This is a genomic window from Agrobacterium tumefaciens, from assembly GCF_031801495.1.
Lineage (GTDB): Bacteria > Pseudomonadota > Alphaproteobacteria > Rhizobiales > Rhizobiaceae > Agrobacterium > Agrobacterium tumefaciens_K.
The window spans coordinates 1,264,610-1,280,983 of sequence record NZ_JAOEGC010000002.1 but is presented as its reverse complement, the minus strand read 5'-3'; the positions used below and the strand labels follow the sequence as shown (position 1 = coordinate 1,280,983).

General features: G+C 58.5%; 15 protein-coding genes. 4 read left to right on the top strand and 11 right to left on the bottom strand.

Going from position 1 to position 16,374, the window contains the following annotated elements:
• Positions 1–8: 8 nt before the first annotated feature.
• From N7578_RS15655 to dusB, 9 genes are all read right to left on the bottom strand, one after another.
• Complete coding sequence (locus N7578_RS15655) at positions 9–1,190, bottom strand: GGDEF domain-containing protein (RefSeq protein ID WP_311111208.1); 1,182 nt, start codon at positions 1,188–1,190, stop codon at positions 9–11.
• 161 nt (positions 1,191–1,351) lie between these two features.
• Positions 1,352–2,686: a GTPase HflX gene (gene hflX / locus N7578_RS15650; RefSeq protein ID WP_311112524.1), complete on the bottom strand. Its 1,335-nt coding sequence runs from the start codon at positions 2,684–2,686 to the stop codon at positions 1,352–1,354.
• Between the two features lie 193 nt (positions 2,687–2,879).
• A complete protein-coding gene (hfq, locus tag N7578_RS15645; protein ID WP_037155370.1) occupies positions 2,880–3,122 on the bottom strand; it encodes an RNA chaperone Hfq in 243 nt (80 codons plus the stop codon).
• Positions 3,123–3,307: 185 nt separating this feature from the next.
• Entirely contained in the window at positions 3,308–4,684 is a 1,377-nt protein-coding gene (gene trkA / locus N7578_RS15640; protein WP_311111207.1) for a Trk system potassium transporter TrkA, read from the bottom strand.
• 50 nt (positions 4,685–4,734) lie between these two features.
• Positions 4,735–6,099, bottom strand: coding sequence for a sigma-54 dependent transcriptional regulator (locus tag N7578_RS15635; RefSeq protein WP_311111206.1), 1,365 nt, complete (start codon positions 6,097–6,099; stop codon positions 4,735–4,737).
• On the bottom strand, positions 6,089–8,353 hold the full coding sequence (locus N7578_RS15630; protein WP_311111205.1) for a PAS domain-containing sensor histidine kinase: 2,265 nt from the start codon (positions 8,351–8,353) through the stop codon (positions 6,089–6,091). Before N7578_RS15630 ends, N7578_RS15635 begins: the two co-directional genes overlap by 11 nt.
• A gap of 152 nt (positions 8,354–8,505) precedes the next feature.
• A complete protein-coding gene (gene ntrC, locus N7578_RS15625) occupies positions 8,506–9,957 on the bottom strand; it encodes a nitrogen regulation protein NR(I) (RefSeq protein WP_311111204.1) in 1,452 nt (483 codons plus the stop codon).
• Positions 9,954–11,102 (bottom strand): nitrogen regulation protein NR(II), encoded by a 1,149-nt coding sequence (locus N7578_RS15620; protein WP_311111203.1) that lies wholly within the window; start codon positions 11,100–11,102, stop codon positions 9,954–9,956. The genes ntrC and N7578_RS15620 overlap by 4 nt, the downstream gene beginning before the upstream one ends.
• Positions 11,099–12,115 (bottom strand): tRNA dihydrouridine synthase DusB, encoded by a 1,017-nt coding sequence (gene dusB / locus N7578_RS15615; protein WP_311111202.1) that lies wholly within the window; start codon positions 12,113–12,115, stop codon positions 11,099–11,101. Before dusB ends, N7578_RS15620 begins: the two co-directional genes overlap by 4 nt.
• Positions 12,116–12,390: 275 nt before the next feature.
• On the opposite strand from dusB, the gene N7578_RS15610 reads away from it, so the two are divergent.
• Together N7578_RS15610 and N7578_RS15605 are read left to right on the top strand one after the other, a co-directional pair.
• Entirely contained in the window at positions 12,391–13,578 is a 1,188-nt protein-coding gene (locus N7578_RS15610) for a bifunctional 2-C-methyl-D-erythritol 4-phosphate cytidylyltransferase/2-C-methyl-D-erythritol 2,4-cyclodiphosphate synthase (RefSeq protein WP_311111201.1), read from the top strand.
• The gene (locus N7578_RS15605; protein ID WP_311111200.1) at positions 13,575–14,084 is read left to right on the top strand and encodes a CinA family protein; all 510 of its coding nucleotides are present in this window, start codon (positions 13,575–13,577) and stop codon (positions 14,082–14,084) included. Before N7578_RS15610 ends, N7578_RS15605 begins: the two co-directional genes overlap by 4 nt.
• On the opposite strand, the gene N7578_RS15600 is transcribed toward N7578_RS15605, so the two are convergent.
• Both N7578_RS15600 and N7578_RS15595 read right to left on the bottom strand, forming a co-directional pair.
• Positions 14,066–14,521 (bottom strand): type II toxin-antitoxin system RatA family toxin, encoded by a 456-nt coding sequence (locus N7578_RS15600; protein ID WP_311111199.1) that lies wholly within the window; start codon positions 14,519–14,521, stop codon positions 14,066–14,068. The two genes, N7578_RS15605 and N7578_RS15600, sit on opposite strands and share 19 nt — an antisense overlap.
• A gap of 9 nt (positions 14,522–14,530) precedes the next feature.
• Positions 14,531–15,103: an AAA family ATPase gene (locus N7578_RS15595; protein ID WP_311111198.1), complete on the bottom strand. Its 573-nt coding sequence runs from the start codon at positions 15,101–15,103 to the stop codon at positions 14,531–14,533.
• A 235-nt stretch (positions 15,104–15,338) separates the two neighbouring features.
• On the opposite strand from N7578_RS15595, the gene N7578_RS15590 reads away from it, so the two are divergent.
• Both N7578_RS15590 and N7578_RS15585 read left to right on the top strand, forming a co-directional pair.
• Entirely contained in the window at positions 15,339–15,515 is a 177-nt protein-coding gene (locus N7578_RS15590; protein ID WP_311111197.1) for a hypothetical protein, read from the top strand.
• Between the two features lie 110 nt (positions 15,516–15,625).
• Positions 15,626–16,366, top strand: coding sequence for an AraC family transcriptional regulator (locus N7578_RS15585; protein WP_311111196.1), 741 nt, complete (start codon positions 15,626–15,628; stop codon positions 16,364–16,366).
• Positions 16,367–16,374: the final 8 nt, after the last annotated feature.

The window sequence follows — 16,374 nt, the reverse complement described above, 5'->3', positions numbered from 1 at the left end:
CTGTGACCCTATCCCGCCTGGCGCACGGCCTGTGGGGCGATGCGGTTGAAATCTTCCGGGCGGTAAAATGTCAGCCGATCGCGGCCCGCAGCCTTCGAGGCATAGAGCGCCGTATCGGCCATCTTGATCAGGGCCTGTGCTGACAGGCTTTTCTCCTCACAGACCGCCAACCCGGCGCTCAGCGTTACGGCGACAGCGTGTTCGTCGAGGTCGTGGACGATGGCGCTGACTTCGGCGCGCAGCTTTGCGACGAAGGCCATCGCGTCTTCCTTGCCGATGCCCGGCATGAACAGCACGAACTCCTCGCCGCCGAACCGCGCGAAAAGGTCGTTGACGCCGACACGTCCACCAAGACCGGCTGCAACGGCCGCCAGCACCTCGTCGCCAGCCAAATGGCCGAAACGGTCGTTAACGCGCTTGAAGTGGTCTATGTCGATCATGGCAACCGCATCGCCCGCTCGCATCGTGTCGGGCATCCGGTTTGAAAAAGAGCGCCGGTTGGCAACGCCGGTCAGGAGGTCAAGATCCGCCAGCCGCCGCAAGCCTTCCTCCGCCCGTTCCTTGACAAGCGCGAGAATGAACACAGCGATGGCGAAATGACAGATGATCGAAAGGAAGAAGGCATTGCGGGGAGCGATGATGGCGATGGTGGGGAATTGCACGCCGATGACGACAACGACGCTGAGGATCGCAGTCAGAGCGATGGCAGCGCCAAGCGGGCGACGGACGGGAAGCGGCTCCAGTTTACGGTCGGCGATGACCGTATACGCCGCAGCAGCGAGCAACGATCCTGCCGTTAACTGGAAGCTGGTGGTGCGCGCCACCATATTCTCATACCAGCCACTAAACGCCATGGCCGCACAGACACATACGGGAAGAAGCAAAATCCACCACTCGCCCCGCCTGCTGCCCTGACTGCTGATGCGGCACATGCCGATCCAGAAAATCGCATAACCGGCCATTCCCGCGAGATTACCGGTCAGTACGAACCCGAAATTCAGGCTTGGAAACATTTTACCGATGCCAACGAGTGTCGATGCTGAGGCGACCAGCAAAAAGCCAATCGACAGAAATCCCAGCCCGACGCTCTCCTTCGATTGCGAGCGCGCATAGAGAAAACAGATCGCCGCCACGAAAAACGACAGTTTATGCAGAAGGAGGACGGTTTCTAGATCTAATGGTTGCGACATCGTATAGCTCGTCTTTTACGACGGGCAATATCGCACGGGCGGACTTAGGAAACGCTAAGAATTATTACTCTACGCCACTCTTTCCCGCATATCAGCCATGCACAAAAGTCTTCATTCAAGGTATCTAATTCTATAATTTCGTGATTTAGCGCAAAGGCGCTTCATTTTTCCCAGTCTTCCGGCTGCGCTTTGGATGATATACCAAGCTTACGATCCAGTTCGGCAGCCTGCGCCTCAGACAATCTGACGTCCAGTGACACCGAACCGTCTTCATTGTCCTCGCGTCCATCGACAATCGAGTTGTTGTAGATCCATGAGAGCAGCGGCAGCTTGTCGACCGGCAGCGTCACAGTGGTTTCCGTCAACACACCGGAGAGACGACGGGAAATTTCGTCCATCAGGGCATCGACGCCTTCACCCGTGATCGCCGAAACGGCACGGATATCGGAGCGGCCTTCGGCCCGCTGCAGGATGGCGTCATGGGCTTCCGGCTCCAGCCGGTCGACCTTGTTCCAGACCTCTATGATGCGCTCCTGCGCTTCCTTTTCACCGATGCCGAGATCGCCGAGAATACGCAGGACATCGGCCGACTGGGCGGCATTATCAGGATCGGCCATGTCGCGCACATGCAGAACGAGGTCGGCTTCCAGCACCTCTTCCAGCGTCGCGCGGAAGGCGGCAACAAGGTGAGTCGGCAGGTCGGAAATGAAACCGACCGTATCTGAGAGGATGACCGTTCTGCCATGCGGCAGCTTCATGCGACGCAGCGTCGGATCGAGCGTGGCGAAGAGCATGTCTTCAGCAAGCACACCCGCACCGGTGATGCGGTTGAACAGCGTGGATTTGCCGGCATTGGTGTAACCGACCAGCGCAACAATCGGGTGCGGCACCTTGCGGCGCTTGGCGCGGTGAAGCTGGCGGGTGCGGACGACCTGCTCCAGCTCACGCTCCAGCCGCACGATGCGCTCCTGCAGCAAACGACGGTCGGCTTCGATCTGCGTTTCACCCGGACCACCCATGAAGCCCGCACCACCGCGCTGACGCTCAAGGTGGGTCCAGCTTCGGACCAGACGGCCCTTCTGATAGTTCAGATGCGCAAGATCGACCTGCAGTGTGCCTTCCTTGGTGGAGGCGCGGCGGCCGAAAATTTCAAGAATGAGACCCGTGCGGTCGATGACCTTCGAGTTCCACTGTTTCTCGAGATTGCGCTGCTGCACCGGCGTCAGCGGATGATCGATGATCACCAGGCCGGAATTGGTTTCTTCCAGCAGATGACCGATTTCCTCAATCTTGCCTGTCCCGAAAAGCGTGGCCGGACGCGGCTGATTGACCGACACGATCAACCCCTGCGTCACCTCGAGATCGATGGCGAGTGCCAGACCCTTTGCTTCTTCCAGTTTGGCCTCGACGGAGCGAGACGGCGCTGCTAGCGCCTGAGCGGCCTCGCGATTTTCACGCGTCGGCTTGAGAACCGGGACAAGAACAACCGCGCGCATGTCGTCGCGGCGCTTCTCCAGCTCCGGAATAATCGATTCGTTCGAGGTGTCGCGCGTCGAAATGGGCTCAGCCTTATCCGGAAACACAGTTAACACCGACCGCAGCAATGCGGGCGGTGTATAAATCAAAACTTGGCAAGATCACAAACGTTCCCGTTCCCATGAAGAGATTATCGGAAAACGAGAGTTACCGTCAGGCAGCGTTTTCTTCGCTTTCGAACATCTGCATCGGCTGGCCGGGCATGATGGTGGAAATCGCGTGCTTGTAAACGAGCTGCGAATGACCGTCGCGACGCAGAAGGACGCAGAAATTGTCAAACGACGTGACAACACCCGTCAGCTTGACGCCGTTGATGAGAAAAATCGTCAACGAGATCTTCTGTTTGCGAACGGTGTTGAGAAAGAGATCCTGAAGGTTTTGAGAACGTTCCGCCATAGCGCCGCTTCTTTCTTTTTTGCCGGTCGGGATACCGGAAAATAATCAATCAATAATCAACTGGCCAAGTCTCGTCCCCAGCTTGGCCGGCCAGAAAACTCTGGTATCAAATCGCGCCTTGTTCCGCAACGATGAAAACACCCGAACATGCTCAAGTATTGAATGATCGCGCTGATTCGAAACAGTCAGAAATATTGTATCGACACGCGGAAAAGCTGTTCCACGTCGCGAACGGCTTCCGCCGCGGCAAAGAGCACGACACGGTCCTTCGCCTTGATTTTGGTGTTGCCATCCGGACGGATGACCACGCCGTCGCGATAGATCGAACCGATGCGGATTCCGTCCGGCATATCCATGTCGCGGAAGGCAAGCCCCACCAGCGGCGACGTCTCCATTGCCTCCGCCTCGATCACCTCACCCGCCCCGCGCTGCACCGCATAGACGGAGCGGATTCGCCCCTTACGGACATGCTGCAACACGCGCGAGATCGTCACGGCCCTCGGATTGATATAGGCGTCAAGCCCTAGCGACCGCGACACATCGTGGAAAGAGGTGCTGTTGAGAAGCGCAAGGTTCGATTTGCAGCCCAACTGCTTGGCAATGACCGAGGCCAGAATATTGGTCTGGTCATTGTTGGTGAGCGTTATCATCAGGTCTGCGTCCTGAATATCGGCCTGCATCAGGATTTTCTGATCGAGCGCCGAACCATGCATTACGATGGTACTGTTCAACTGCTCAGAGGCGGCAATCGCCTTGTCGCGATCGGATTCGATGATCTTGACCCGCGTTTTCGGCTGCAGTTCCTCGATCTTGCGGGCGACGTACTGCCCGATGTTCCCCGCGCCCGCGATAACGATACGCTGCGCCTCCTGCTCTTCGTGACCGAAAAGACTCAAGGTGCGGCGCGCATGATGGCGCTGACAGATGACGTAGGCGAGATCGCCCACCCGCAATTGTTCTGCGGAATTCACGACCTTGAGAATACCGTTACGGTAGATTGCAACAACGGTGGCAATCAGGTCGGGAAAGAGGCTGGAGAGCTGCTGCAGCGGCGTATTGATGACCGGGCAATCGTCCATGCATTCGATCGCCAGCATCGAAATATTGTCATCGGCAAACCGCACGACGTCCGTTGCGCCAGGAAACGCGATGCGTCGCAACAGCATCTTACCGACCTCGATTTCCGGCGAGATGGTAACGTCGATCGACATGTTCTCACGGCTGAACAGATCGGCATATTCCGGCTTCAGATAACTCTGGTCGCGAATACGGGCGATCTTGGTGGGCACGCTGAACAATGCGTGCGCCACTTCGCAGGCGACGATGTTGATTTCGTCATGCAGCGTTACCGCAATGATCATGTCGGCCTGATCGGCGCCCGCCTTTGCCAGCATGTCCGGATGCGCGCCATGGCCGACATAACCGCGAACGTCGAGCGTTTCGGTGATTGCCGTAATCAGTGGGGCGGCGGTATCGATGACCGAAACCTCATTGTCTTCGCGCGACAATTGCTCGGCAATGCCGTAACCGACCTGTCCTGCACCGCAAATAATGACCTTCATGACGTTTCTCTGATCGAAAAAATGGGAGGCGCGATGCAGTTGGCCCGGCGTTATACGCCGAGTGACTTCAATTTGCGATGAAGTGCAGATCGTTCCATGCCGACGAACTCCGCCGTACGCGAAATGTTGCCGCCAAAGCGGTTGATCTGCGCCACGAGATAGTCGCGCTCGAACATTTCACGGGCCTCGCGCAACGGCAGGGTCATGATGTGCTGGTCGCCTTGCGCTGCGATCTTCGGCAGCATGTCACCGATATCGGATGGCAGCATGTCGGCGGAAATCGCCGCATCGCCACCTTCCGGACGGCTGAGGATCATCAACCGTTCGATGTTGTTGCGAAGCTGGCGGATATTGCCCGGCCAGTCATGCGTCTGCAGTACAGCCATGGCGTCGTCGGCGATCTTGCGCGGACGGATGCCCGCCTGCTCGGATATCTGCCGCATAAACATGTCGACGAGGAAGGGAATATCCTCGCGGCGTTCCGACAGTGCCGGCACCTTGACCGGAACGACGGCCAGACGATGATAGAGGTCTTCCCTAAACTGGCCTTCGGCAATCAGGCTTTCAAGATGGTGGGCAGTCGACGAGATGATGCGGACATCGACCTTGACACGCTTTCCGCCGCCAACGCGGTCGAATTGCTGGTCGACCAGCACGCGCAGAATCTTGTTCTGCGTCTCGCGCGGCATATCGCCTACTTCATCAAGATAGAGAACACCGCGGTGGGCTTCTTCCAGCGCGCCGACCTTGCGCGGCTGACCCGGCAATCCTTCGGTACCGAACAGCGCAATTTCCATGCGATCCGGCGTGATCGTCGCGGCGTTGAGGGCCACGAAGGGACCATTCGCACGCGAAGACTTCTTGTGGATCATCCGCGCCACAAGCTCCTTGCCGGAGCCGGAGGGGCCAAGAATCATGATGCGGCTGTTGGTGGGCGCAACACGGTCGATGGTCTGGCGAAGCTGCGACACGGCAAGCGACGCACCGATCAGTTCACTCGCATCGCCCGTGCGCTTCTTCAGTTCCTGAACCTCGCGCTTGAGCTTGGAGTTTTCGAGTGCGCGTTCGGCGATCAGGATCAGACGGTCGGCCTTGAAGGGCTTTTCAATAAAGTCAAAAGCGCCACGCTTGATGGCGTTGACGGCTGTTTCGATGTTGCCGTGGCCGGAAATCATGACCACCGGAATGTCGGGGTGACGGCTCTTGATCTCGTCCAGCAAAGCCAGACCATCGAGCTTGGAGCCCTGCATCCAGATGTCGAGAAAGATCAGTCGCGGTACGCGTTCCGAAATCGCCGCCAGTGCGCTGTCACTGTCAAAAGCCATGCGGGTTTCGTGACCCTCGTCGGAGAGGATGCCCGCCACGATCTCACGAATGTCCGCCTCGTCGTCCACGACCAGAATATCAGACGCCATATGCTGCTTCCTTGTTATTTTCGCTGCCAGCCGCCTCGATATAGGGCAGCAGCACTCTGATCATGGCACCATGGCCATGGTCGAATTCCGGCGGGGCATCGTGCAGTTCCAGATACCCGCCATGTTCCTCAATGATCTTCTTGACGATGGCGAGGCCAAGGCCCGTGCCCTTGTCGCGCATCGTCATATAGGGCTCGAGAATGCGGTGTCGGTTTTCAACCGGCAGGCCACGGCCATTGTCGATGATGTCCGCCACGAACCGCGCGTTGGCCTCATCGAAAGACGCACGCACCAGTATCTTGCCCGGTCGCTTGTCGCCTTCAATCGCCTCGATGGCTTCCGTCGCATTCTTGATGAGATTACCGAAGGCCTGTCCCAGCATGCGGGCATCGAACATGCCCTCCAGCGGCAGATCGCCCAGTTCGGTGCTGAACTTCGTGTCGGCGGCACTGATTTCCCGCAGGAAGGCGGCATCCTTCAGAATGGCGCGCAGGTCTGACCGTTCCTTGGTCGGCTTCGGCATACGCGCGAAGGCCGAAAACTCATCGACCATGCGGCCGATATCACCGACCTGCCGCACGATCGTATCCGTACACTGGTCGAAGATGGCGCGATCTGCTTCATCGTCAATCTGTTTGCCGAACCGACGCTTGATACGCTCGGCGGAGAGCTGGATCGGCGTGAGCGGGTTCTTGATTTCATGCGCGATACGTCGAGCCACATCCGACCAGGCCGTCGAGCGTTGGGCGATGACGAGATCCGTGATGTCGTCCAGCGTTATGACGTAGGAATCACCGGAATCGCGAGCATCCTCACGCGTGACCTGAACGTTCAGCGTACGCTCCTTGCCACGGCGCATGATGTTGATCTGTTTGCGGAAATCGCCTCTCGACCAGACGGTCGCCTCAGTGACGACCTGCTCGATCTCGGGTGCGATTTCAGACAGTTGCGCACCGATCAGCTTATCCGACCCAAGCGCCAGGAATTCCTCCGCTGACGGATTGACGATGGTGATCCTGCGGTTTTCATCCACACCGATGACGGCGGCCGTGACAGCTGACAACACGGCTTCAATGAAACGGCGACGGTTGTCGATATCGTCCTTCGCTTCGATGATCTGCCCCTGCTGGCTGCGCAGTTCCGACACCATCTTGTTGAAGGTGCGCGAGAGGCGACCGACGTCGCCGTCGATTGCGCGCACCGGCACGAGCACATGCATGTTGCCTGTGGCAACGCTGTCCGCCGCGCCGATCAGCAGGCGGATCGGCCGAACGATCCGGTCCGCTACCGCGATGGCTGTCCAAATTGCGGCCAGAAGCACGATAAGTGCAAAGCCCAGATAGAGAATGGCAAATGCGATCTGCAATGGAGCACGGCCCGCTTCCATCGCCTTGTATTCGGCGCGGTTTTCCTCCATCAGCCGCATCGCAGCCATGACCTTGGGGTCGACGGCGCGAACGGTGTAAAGGAAGGTGCCGTCGATACCCTCGAGCTTGATGATCGCGCCGACGAGGTTGGTGATCCCCGGCGGAATGAGGGTTGGCTGGCCCGCTGCAGCCTTCTGAAGCGCATCCTGCGGAATGGCTGGCAGAGGCTTCTCCGTCTTGATATCGGCCTGCGCAACCGCATCGCCATCATCCTGAACGAGAAAAGCGCCAAGCAGGCCGCGGCCTTTGGCCTGACGGGTCATCAGGTCAAGGAACCCCGTACGATCAAGATAGAATAGCGCACGGTTACGGTCGAGATCGGTCGCCATCGAGAGGGTCTGCCCCTGAAGATAGCCTGCATTCTCCATCATGTACGCCTGAGCAATGTTGCTGGAGGAATCGACGATGGACTGCGTCCGCAGCGCAAACCAGCGGTCAAGGCCGACATTCAGCGTCAGACTGGCGAAGATCGCCACCAGAACGGCTGGCGTGATCGCAACGATGGAAAACAGGACGACGATGCGGACGTGAAGCCGGGCAGCTGCCCTGCCCTTCTTACGCGCCTTCAGCAGCCGGTTGATTTCCCGGCCAATGAGATACATGAGGCCGATGACGAAGATCGAATTTATGACGACGGAGGCGATCACGACATTGGAAGTCGGCGCAATCGGCGTCAGCCCCAACAGGACGAACAGCGTGAGGATCGCGCACACCAGCGCAATGCCAGCGAGAACCAGCCCCGGCAAGGCAAACGACATTCTACGATCTGCGACCACCATCCCCGCCATATCGTCAGCAGCGGTTTTGTCTGCGGCGGTTTTCCGCATTCACGTCTCCCAGTTGCCGGACCAGCCAGCGTCTCACATCATTGTCTTGAAAAACATCAATCGGGGAGAACGAATCTCTCCACGCCCCTAGTGTTTTCCAAGCAACATAATGTGGCGAAAATGCAACGGCAATCCTGGGGTTGTCAATATTGTCAGGCGGGCCGCGAACTGCGGTAGACCGAAACGCCGAGCTCGCGAATCTTCTTGCGCAGGGTGTTACGGTTCAGGCCAAGAAGATCGGCGGCCTTGATCTGGTTGCCACGCGTTGCCGTGAGAGCCGCCAGAATCAGCGGATATTCCATTTCCCGCAGCACACGGTCATACAGACCGGGCGGCGGCAGGTTGTCGCCGAACCCGGCGAAATAATCCCGCATGTTTTCTTCGACGGCCTGCGAAATTGTCAGAGAGCCGTTGCGAACCGCCATCTTGTCGAGGGGGCTATCGGGAACGTCCGACTGCAATTCCTGCTCGATGATCTCGCGGGTGATGACTTCCTGGGGATAAAGCGCCATCAGGCGGCGGATAAGGTTTTCCAGCTCGCGGACGTTACCCGGCCATGCGTAAGCCTTCATCACCTCCAGCGCTTCATTCTCGAAACGCTTGCCTTCCAGACCTTCCTTCTCACCCTGCTGGATGAAATGACGGACGAGATCGGGAATATCCTCGGCGCGGTCACGCAGCGGCGGCAGTCGTAGAGGCACGACATTCAGGCGATAATAGAGATCTTCGCGGAACAGCCCCTGATTGATCGAGGTTTTCAGATCCTTGTTGGTTGCAGCGACGATGCGAACATCCGTGCGGATCGGCGTGCGTCCCCCGACCGTCGTGTATTCGCCCTGCTGCAGCACGCGCAGCAGTCGGGTCTGGGCATCCATCGGCATATCGCCGATTTCGTCCAGGAACAGCGTTCCACCTTCTGCCTGCTCAAAGCGGCCGGTCGAACGGTTCTGCGCTCCAGTGAAGGCGCCTTTCTCGTGGCCGAAAAGTTCAGATTCGATCAGGTCACGCGGAATGGCCGCCATGTTGATCGCAACGAACGGACCGTTGCGACGCTTGCCGTAATCATGGAGCGCGCGCGCAACAAGCTCCTTGCCGGTGCCAGACTCGCCGGTGATCATCAGCGTCAGATCGGTCTGCATCAGGCGCGCAAGAACGCGGTAGATTTCCTGCATCGCCGCGGAACGACCTACCAGAGGCATGCCGTCCTGCATGTCGTCGTCCAGCTTGGCGGGCTTGCGCTTCGGTTCAGACAGGGCACGGCCGATGATGGCGATCAGCTCGGTCAGATCGAAGGGCTTCGGCAGGTAATCATAAGCACCCTTCTCCGACGCCTTGATCGCGGTCATGAAGGTGTTCTGGGCGCTCATGACCAGAACCGGAAGCTCCGGACGGGCCTTCTTGATGCGCGGCAAAAGATCGAACGCATTCTCATCCGGCATCACGACATCGGTGATGACGAGATCGCCCTCACCTGCTGATACCCAGCGCCAGAGCGTGGCCGCATTGGACGTGATACGCACATCGTAACCGGCGCGGCTGAGCGCCTGATTGAGCACGGTGCGGATGGCCGCATCATCATCGGCGACGAGAATCGTTGCTGTCATGAGTTATTTCCTGTCGTGTTCGGCAAAATGCCATCGTCCAGCGCCACTTCCGGCGAGACGGGCATCAATACGCGGAAAGTCGTTCTGTGGTTCTGGCTGTCGCATTCGACAATGCCGCCGTGGGCACCGATCAGCTTGGCGACGAGCGCCAGACCAAGGCCCGAACCATTCGTTTTGGTCGTGATGAAGGGATCGAACAGATGCGGCAACAGGTCGGCCGGAACGCCGGGACCATTGTCGTGAACGCAGAATTCGAGCGGCAGGGAGATACGTTCGCGACTGCCGGCAACCGAAAGACGCATTCCGGGCCGGTAGGCGGTCGTCAGAACGATTTCGCCATCCGGCTGGTTGCCCACGGCCTCGGCAGCATTCTTCACCAGATTGAGAAACACCTGCACAAGCTGATCGCGATTGGCATAGACCGGCGGCAGCGACGGATCGTAATTTTCCGAAACTTTGATATTGCGCGCAAAACCGGCCTTGGCAATCGCCTTGACGTGATCCAGCACCGAATGGATGTTGATGGGCATGCGATCCACAGGCCGCTCGTCGGAGAAAACCTCCATACGGTCAACCAGCGAGACGATGCGGTCCGTCTCGTCGCAGATCAGTCGCGTCAATGCGCGGTCTTCATCCTCGACCGAGGTTTCCAGAAGCTGGGCCGCACCACGAATGCCCGAAAGCGGGTTCTTGATCTCATGCGCCAGCATGGATGCAAGACCGGTGACGGAACGGGCAGCTGCACGATGTGTCAGCTGCCGGTCGATCTTGTCGGCCATGGAACGCTCCTGGAAGACGACGACGACCGAACCAGGTTCGCTGACAACCGGTGCGACATAGAGATCGACCAGCTTGTCCTGGCCGAGCCGTGGCGAACTCAAGTCCACACGGTATTCATTGACCGGTGCACGGCGTTCGCGCACCTGATCGATCAGCGCCAGCAGCGGGCTGCCGAACGGAATGAAGGTGGAGACACGGTAGCGGGCAAGATGGGATGCGCTCGCCCCGAAAAACGCTTCCGCTTCCCAGTTGGCGAAGGCGATGAACCCTTCCGCGTCCACCAGAATAACCGGATTTTGGACGGCGTTGAGAACGGCCATGGCAAGCGTATTGGCATCTGCCGGCGTTGGTTTTTCAGCGCTCATGCCGCCTTCCTTGCGGCTTCGCTTGCCGCGCCTTCGCAAAGAGCGGCGCGAAGAAGATCCGCCACCTGCGCCGTATCACCCGATGTCATGATTGTAACCTTGTCTCTGGCGGCAATCTGCGGCGCGAAGCGATCGAGATACCAGCCCAGATGTTTGCGGGCATGCCGGAAACCGGCTTCCCTTCCATAAAATTCCAGCATCATCTCGTAATGTTCTAGAACGATGTCCGCGATGTCGTTCCGCTGCGGTGCGGCATGCCCGGCCAGCATGGCCGGAAGCCAGGGCTGCCCCTGTGCGCCACGCCCGACCATTACGGCATCCGCGCCTGAGCGCCGTAGAATCTCCCGCGCATCCTCAGCGGTTTCAACATCGCCATTTGCAATCAATGGCACCGCTATCGCATCACGAACGGCGCGGATCGCATTCCAGTCGGCACGACCTTCGTAAAACTGCATGCGGGTGCGTCCGTGGATCGTTACCAACTGAACACCGGCCGCTTCCGCACGCCGGGCAATGTCAGGCGCATTGATGGAGTTTTCATCCCAGCCAAGCCGCATTTTCAACGTCACGGGAATATCGACGGCATTCACCGTTGCTTCGATCAGCGAAAGGGCGTGGTCCGGATCGCGCATCAAAGCTGAGCCGGAATATCCGCCCGTCACTTTCTTGGCAGGACAGCCCATGTTGATATCGACGATACCCGCTCCGTTATCCGCCGCGATTTTTGCCGCTTCGGCCATGAAGTGCGCTTCGCGCCCTGCCAGCTGCACCACATGCGGAACCATGCCCGCATTTTTCAGGCGAGCCCAGGACTCCCCCTTGTTCGCCACCAGCTCACGGCTTGCCACCATTTCAGTGACGACAAGACCCGCGCCAAAACGCCAGGCGAGCTGCCGGAACGGCAAATCCGTTACACCCGACATGGGCGCCAGCACGGCGCGGTTACGGATCGTAACGGAGCCGATGCTAAACGGGTCTGACAACTCCGGAAGGTGCAATTGATGATCTTTCATGCAGGGCGATTTCGTGCATTATTTTTAGACAGTGTTTATGCTTTTGCCAAGCATTTTTACTGGCATGCACGTTTTATTTGCCGTTGCTTGCCCGCCTGTTTTGCTGACGATGGCAATTTGTGCAAATTGTTCGAGAGGAAAATGTTCCCTCTGGAAACGGCGTACGTCATGTGCGCATGTGGCCGGGCTGGTCTTTCGGTTTTTGGAGCGCTAGAGCGTGACTGTCAACCATCGAGAGTTGCGCCAGTAGCATATGACCAATGCAGGAAAGCATAATGAAAATCGGTATTGTCGTTGTCGCCGCCGGACGCGGTGAAAGAGCCGGATCTCCGGAAGAAGGGCCGAAACAATATCGCCTGATCGGCGGCAGGCCGGTGATCGAACACACGCTTTCCACTTTTTTAGGCTGGGAACGTTCGGCCAAGATTGCGGTTGTCATTCATCCGGACGACGAGGCCTTGTTCGCACCCATCGCTGCAAGGCTGTCCGCAGACGGGCAGATCGTCACACTGCATGGTGGCGCGACGCGCCAACAGTCCGTTCTTGCCGGCCTGGAAGCGCTGGCCGCTGCGGGTGTGACGCATGTGATGATCCATGATGCCGTGCGCCCGTTCATCTCGCTGGACGTCCTCGACCGAATCGCGACCCTTCTCGATAATAGCGCAACCGCTGTTCTACCGGCGCTCGCGGTCACGGACACACTGAAGCGCGGTGGGCAAGGCGCTGTTGTTGAGACTGTCTCCAGGCAGGGACTTTACGCAGCACAGACACCGCAAAGCTTCCGCTATACGGATATTGTCGAGGCGCACCGGGCAGCCGCAGCCTCCAACCGCACGGATTTCACCGACGACGCCTCCATCGCCGAGTGGGCGGGCATCAAGGTCACGCTGACCGAAGGTTCGGTCGACAACGTAAAACTCACACTGAAACGGGATATTGCCATGGCCGACGAAAAGCTCTCACACGGATTGCCGGATGTGCGCACCGGCAATGGTTACGATGTTCACCAGCTGGAAGCCGGAGATGGCGTGACGCTCTGCGGCGTCTTCATCGAACACGACCAGAAGCTGAAAGGCCACTCGGATGCCGACGTGGCACTGCACGCATTGACCGACGCGCTTCTCGCCACCTGCGGTGCTGGCGATATCGGCGACCACTTCCCGCCGTCTGATCCGCAATGGAAAGGCGCAGCCTCGCGAATCTTCCTCGAACACGCCGCCAGGGTGGTGCGCGGTAACGGCGGCACCATCATGAACGCCGATGTCTCGCTGATCGCGGAAGCGCCACGCATCGGCCCGCACCGGCAGGCCATGCGGGAAATGCTGTCAGAAATCCTCGGCATCGCGCTGGAGCGCTGCTCCGTGAAGGCGACCACCAACGAGACGATTGGCTTCGTCGGTCGCCGGGAAGGCATTGCCGCGATCGCAACGGCGACCGTGGTGTATACGGGCCGGCCGGCATGAGCCTGTTTCCTGCAGAGATCGAAACGCTGGCGCGGCAAATCATTGAGGAGTTTTCAGCACGCGGGCATATGATTGCGACGGCCGAAAGCTGCACAGGTGGACTTATTGCCGGAGCGCTGACGGAGATTGCGGGATCATCGGCGGTGGTGGATCGCGGCTTCGTCACCTACACCAACGCGGCAAAGGTCGACATGCTGGGCGTTGGTGCGCGGACGATCGCGGATTTTGGCGCCGTTTCAAAAGAGACGGCGTTGCAGATGGCGCATGGCGCCCTGTTTCGGTCCCGCGCAGATTTCGCGGTGGCCGTAACGGGCATAGCAGGACCGGGTGGCGGCTCCGCGGAAAAACCGGTCGGCCTCGTGCATCTGGCAGCAAGGCGGCGCAATGGCGCAATCGTTCATCATGAAATGCGTTACGGCGACATCGGCCGAACGGACATTCGTCTTGCGACCGTCGCGACCGCGCTGGAGATGCTGATCTTGCTGTCTCAGGCTGGCGCGGAGTAAATCTTGTCGGCGCGTGTCTCGAAGGCTTCCGTGAACATGCGGAAGGCACGATCGAACATCGAGCCCATCACCGCCCCCAGAATCCTGCTCTTGAACTCGTAATCGATGAAGAAGTGGACGGAGCATCCGCCATCCTCCGCCGCCTCGAAGCGCCAGCGGTTTTCCAGATAACGGAACGGGCCGTCGATATACTTCACGTCGATGGCACGTTCGCCCGGATTAAGCAGCACCTGCGTTGTGAACGTCTCGCGGATGGCCTTGTAGCCCACCGTCATATCGGCAACCAGCAGCGTCTTGCCATCGCGCTCCTTGCGGGAGCGAATCGTCAGCCCCTCGCACAGCGGCAGGAATTGCGGGTATTTCTCCACATCGGCGACAAGGGCATACATCCTGTCAGGCGAGTGTTTTACGTGGCGATGCGTTTCGAACTGAGGCATGGGCCGCAGTTAATCCTCGATGCGCAGAAGATCAAGAAGCTGGCGTGTCTGTTTTCGACTTTTGATCTGGTACACCGGTACTTCGGGTCCATGGAGATCGAAATTTTGGTTGAAAATCGGAGCATGCCGTTTCTCGAAGGTCCAGATGTAGGTCAAGAATTCACGATCCGGTATGGGCTCTCTGCAGCCTTCCGCCATGTCCGGCCGGACCGTTCCGTAATATCTCGTCACACGTCGCGCTACGCCAGCCAGACATGACAAACGCGGCAGTCGTATCCAGATAACGATATCCGTGCGGGGCAACCTCAGATCGAACGTCGACGGGTTGCTGCCATCCAGCACCCAGCGATCCTGCGCGACGATATCCTTCAAGATCCGGTGTTGCTCCTGCCTGTCGCGCTGGCTCCAGTTCTCAAGCCAGCGAACGTCGCGGTCGATGGAAAAGTAGCTGACATCCAGATGCGACGCCAACTTGCGGGACAATGTGGTTTTACCGCTGCCAGAGCAACCGACGACCATGACGCGCCTTGCCTGTGCGACGATTGCTGCGGCATCTTCAACACGCCTGAGGTAGTTCGGCATCGCTTCTTTTCTCCAGCTACAGAGGGATGCTTACCCTCACATGCGACATGCATGCCCTACGAGCATGGCAGTCTCGGAAAATTGACTATTGCAACGTGTAGACAGGGATTGCTATTTAGTCGCAATCGAGATTACACCCATGAGGTGCAAATGCGCCGGAAACTCCCAATTGGCCGGTTCGTATTCACCTTAAAGTCACAACACAACAAAATGCTTTGAGCTACCGAGTGAGCCGATGGACGATTTCTCCAATATCATCAATCTTCTCGAATCCGCCAAGCAGCTTGCTTCGATGAACGGCATGCCGGTACTGGCATACCTCATCGACGTCGCCAAGTGTGAGGCACGCGAGAACAAGCCCGTGCTTCGCAAGCGCAAGCGTGGCGAATCGACGGTCAAAAGTGAAGTTTGAACCTTTTACTTCGCACGCTGGCTCTGTCGGCCGGCGTGTGCGACAATAGCAAAATGAAAATGGCCGCTTCATCATGCGGCCATTTGCTTTTGCACCGGGATATCGGTTCGATGAAAACGCCAGTCGTAGATTTGAGGACCTACACGAAGGAAAGGCCGAGCGAACGCCACGGCTTCGTCCAGATCGTGTTGCCCGTTTCCGGAAGCCTGCGCATGGACGTGGCCGGGCGGGAAAACGAGCTGTCTTCGGCGCGTGGTGTCTTTATCGAAAGTGGTAGACTTCACACGCAGGAAGCAACTGCGATCAATCACTCGCTGGTGATCGATGTCGATGAAAACGCAGTCAGCGAAAGCATTCTCGACAGGTTCTCCACCTCCCCCTATTTCGACGTCAGTAAAACGACCAGACAGCTTGTCAGCTGGATGCGTCATTGCATGACGGCCGAGGGACTGGAGAAAGAAACGACCGGGCTGTGGGCACCGCTGCTGATCGACAGCTTCTCCCGCGAAAAACCGGCGGTCCGCTCCCGCCTCGAAGCCTTGCGGGCGATCGTTTCCGTTGATCCCTTTCACCCGTGGACAGTGGAGACGATGGCGAAGCATGTCGATATCAGCGACAGCCGCCTTCATGCACTGTTCATCGAGGAGTTCGAAACCTCACCGCATCAATGGCTGGCCGCTCTTAGGATGGAAAAAGTCTGCCGGATGTTGCGGGAAACGGCGATGCCGATCGCGGAAATCGCCTTAAAGGCCGGTTTTTCCGATCAGACGGCGTTGACGCGCGCCATGCGCAACACGATGGGGCAGACACCGGCCGCCTACCGCCGCACTCATCAGAACGACGCTCACTGACGGCAGCC

Coding starts and splice junctions, on each gene's coding strand:
- N7578_RS15585 (WP_311111196.1), top strand. CDS start 15,626: ATGAAAACGCCAGTCGTAGATTTGAGGACCTACACGAAGGAAAGGCCG.
- N7578_RS15620 (WP_311111203.1), bottom strand. CDS start 11,102: ATGAGCGCTGAAAAACCAACGCCGGCAGATGCCAATACGCTTGCCATG.
- trkA (WP_311111207.1), bottom strand. CDS start 4,684: ATGAAGGTCATTATTTGCGGTGCAGGACAGGTCGGTTACGGCATTGCC.
- N7578_RS15590 (WP_311111197.1), top strand. CDS start 15,339: ATGGACGATTTCTCCAATATCATCAATCTTCTCGAATCCGCCAAGCAG.
- N7578_RS15605 (WP_311111200.1), top strand. CDS start 13,575: ATGAGCCTGTTTCCTGCAGAGATCGAAACGCTGGCGCGGCAAATCATT.
- N7578_RS15610 (WP_311111201.1), top strand. CDS start 12,391: ATGAAAATCGGTATTGTCGTTGTCGCCGCCGGACGCGGTGAAAGAGCC.
- N7578_RS15655 (WP_311111208.1), bottom strand. CDS start 1,190: ATGTCGCAACCATTAGATCTAGAAACCGTCCTCCTTCTGCATAAACTG.
- hflX (WP_311112524.1), bottom strand. CDS start 2,686: ATGCGCGCGGTTGTTCTTGTCCCGGTTCTCAAGCCGACGCGTGAAAAT.
- dusB (WP_311111202.1), bottom strand. CDS start 12,115: ATGAAAGATCATCAATTGCACCTTCCGGAGTTGTCAGACCCGTTTAGC.
- N7578_RS15600 (WP_311111199.1), bottom strand. CDS start 14,521: ATGCCTCAGTTCGAAACGCATCGCCACGTAAAACACTCGCCTGACAGG.
- ntrC (WP_311111204.1), bottom strand. CDS start 9,957: ATGACAGCAACGATTCTCGTCGCCGATGATGATGCGGCCATCCGCACC.
- N7578_RS15630 (WP_311111205.1), bottom strand. CDS start 8,353: ATGCGGAAAACCGCCGCAGACAAAACCGCTGCTGACGATATGGCGGGG.
- N7578_RS15635 (WP_311111206.1), bottom strand. CDS start 6,099: ATGGCGTCTGATATTCTGGTCGTGGACGACGAGGCGGACATTCGTGAG.
- hfq (WP_037155370.1), bottom strand. CDS start 3,122: ATGGCGGAACGTTCTCAAAACCTTCAGGATCTCTTTCTCAACACCGTT.
- N7578_RS15595 (WP_311111198.1), bottom strand. CDS start 15,103: ATGCCGAACTACCTCAGGCGTGTTGAAGATGCCGCAGCAATCGTCGCA.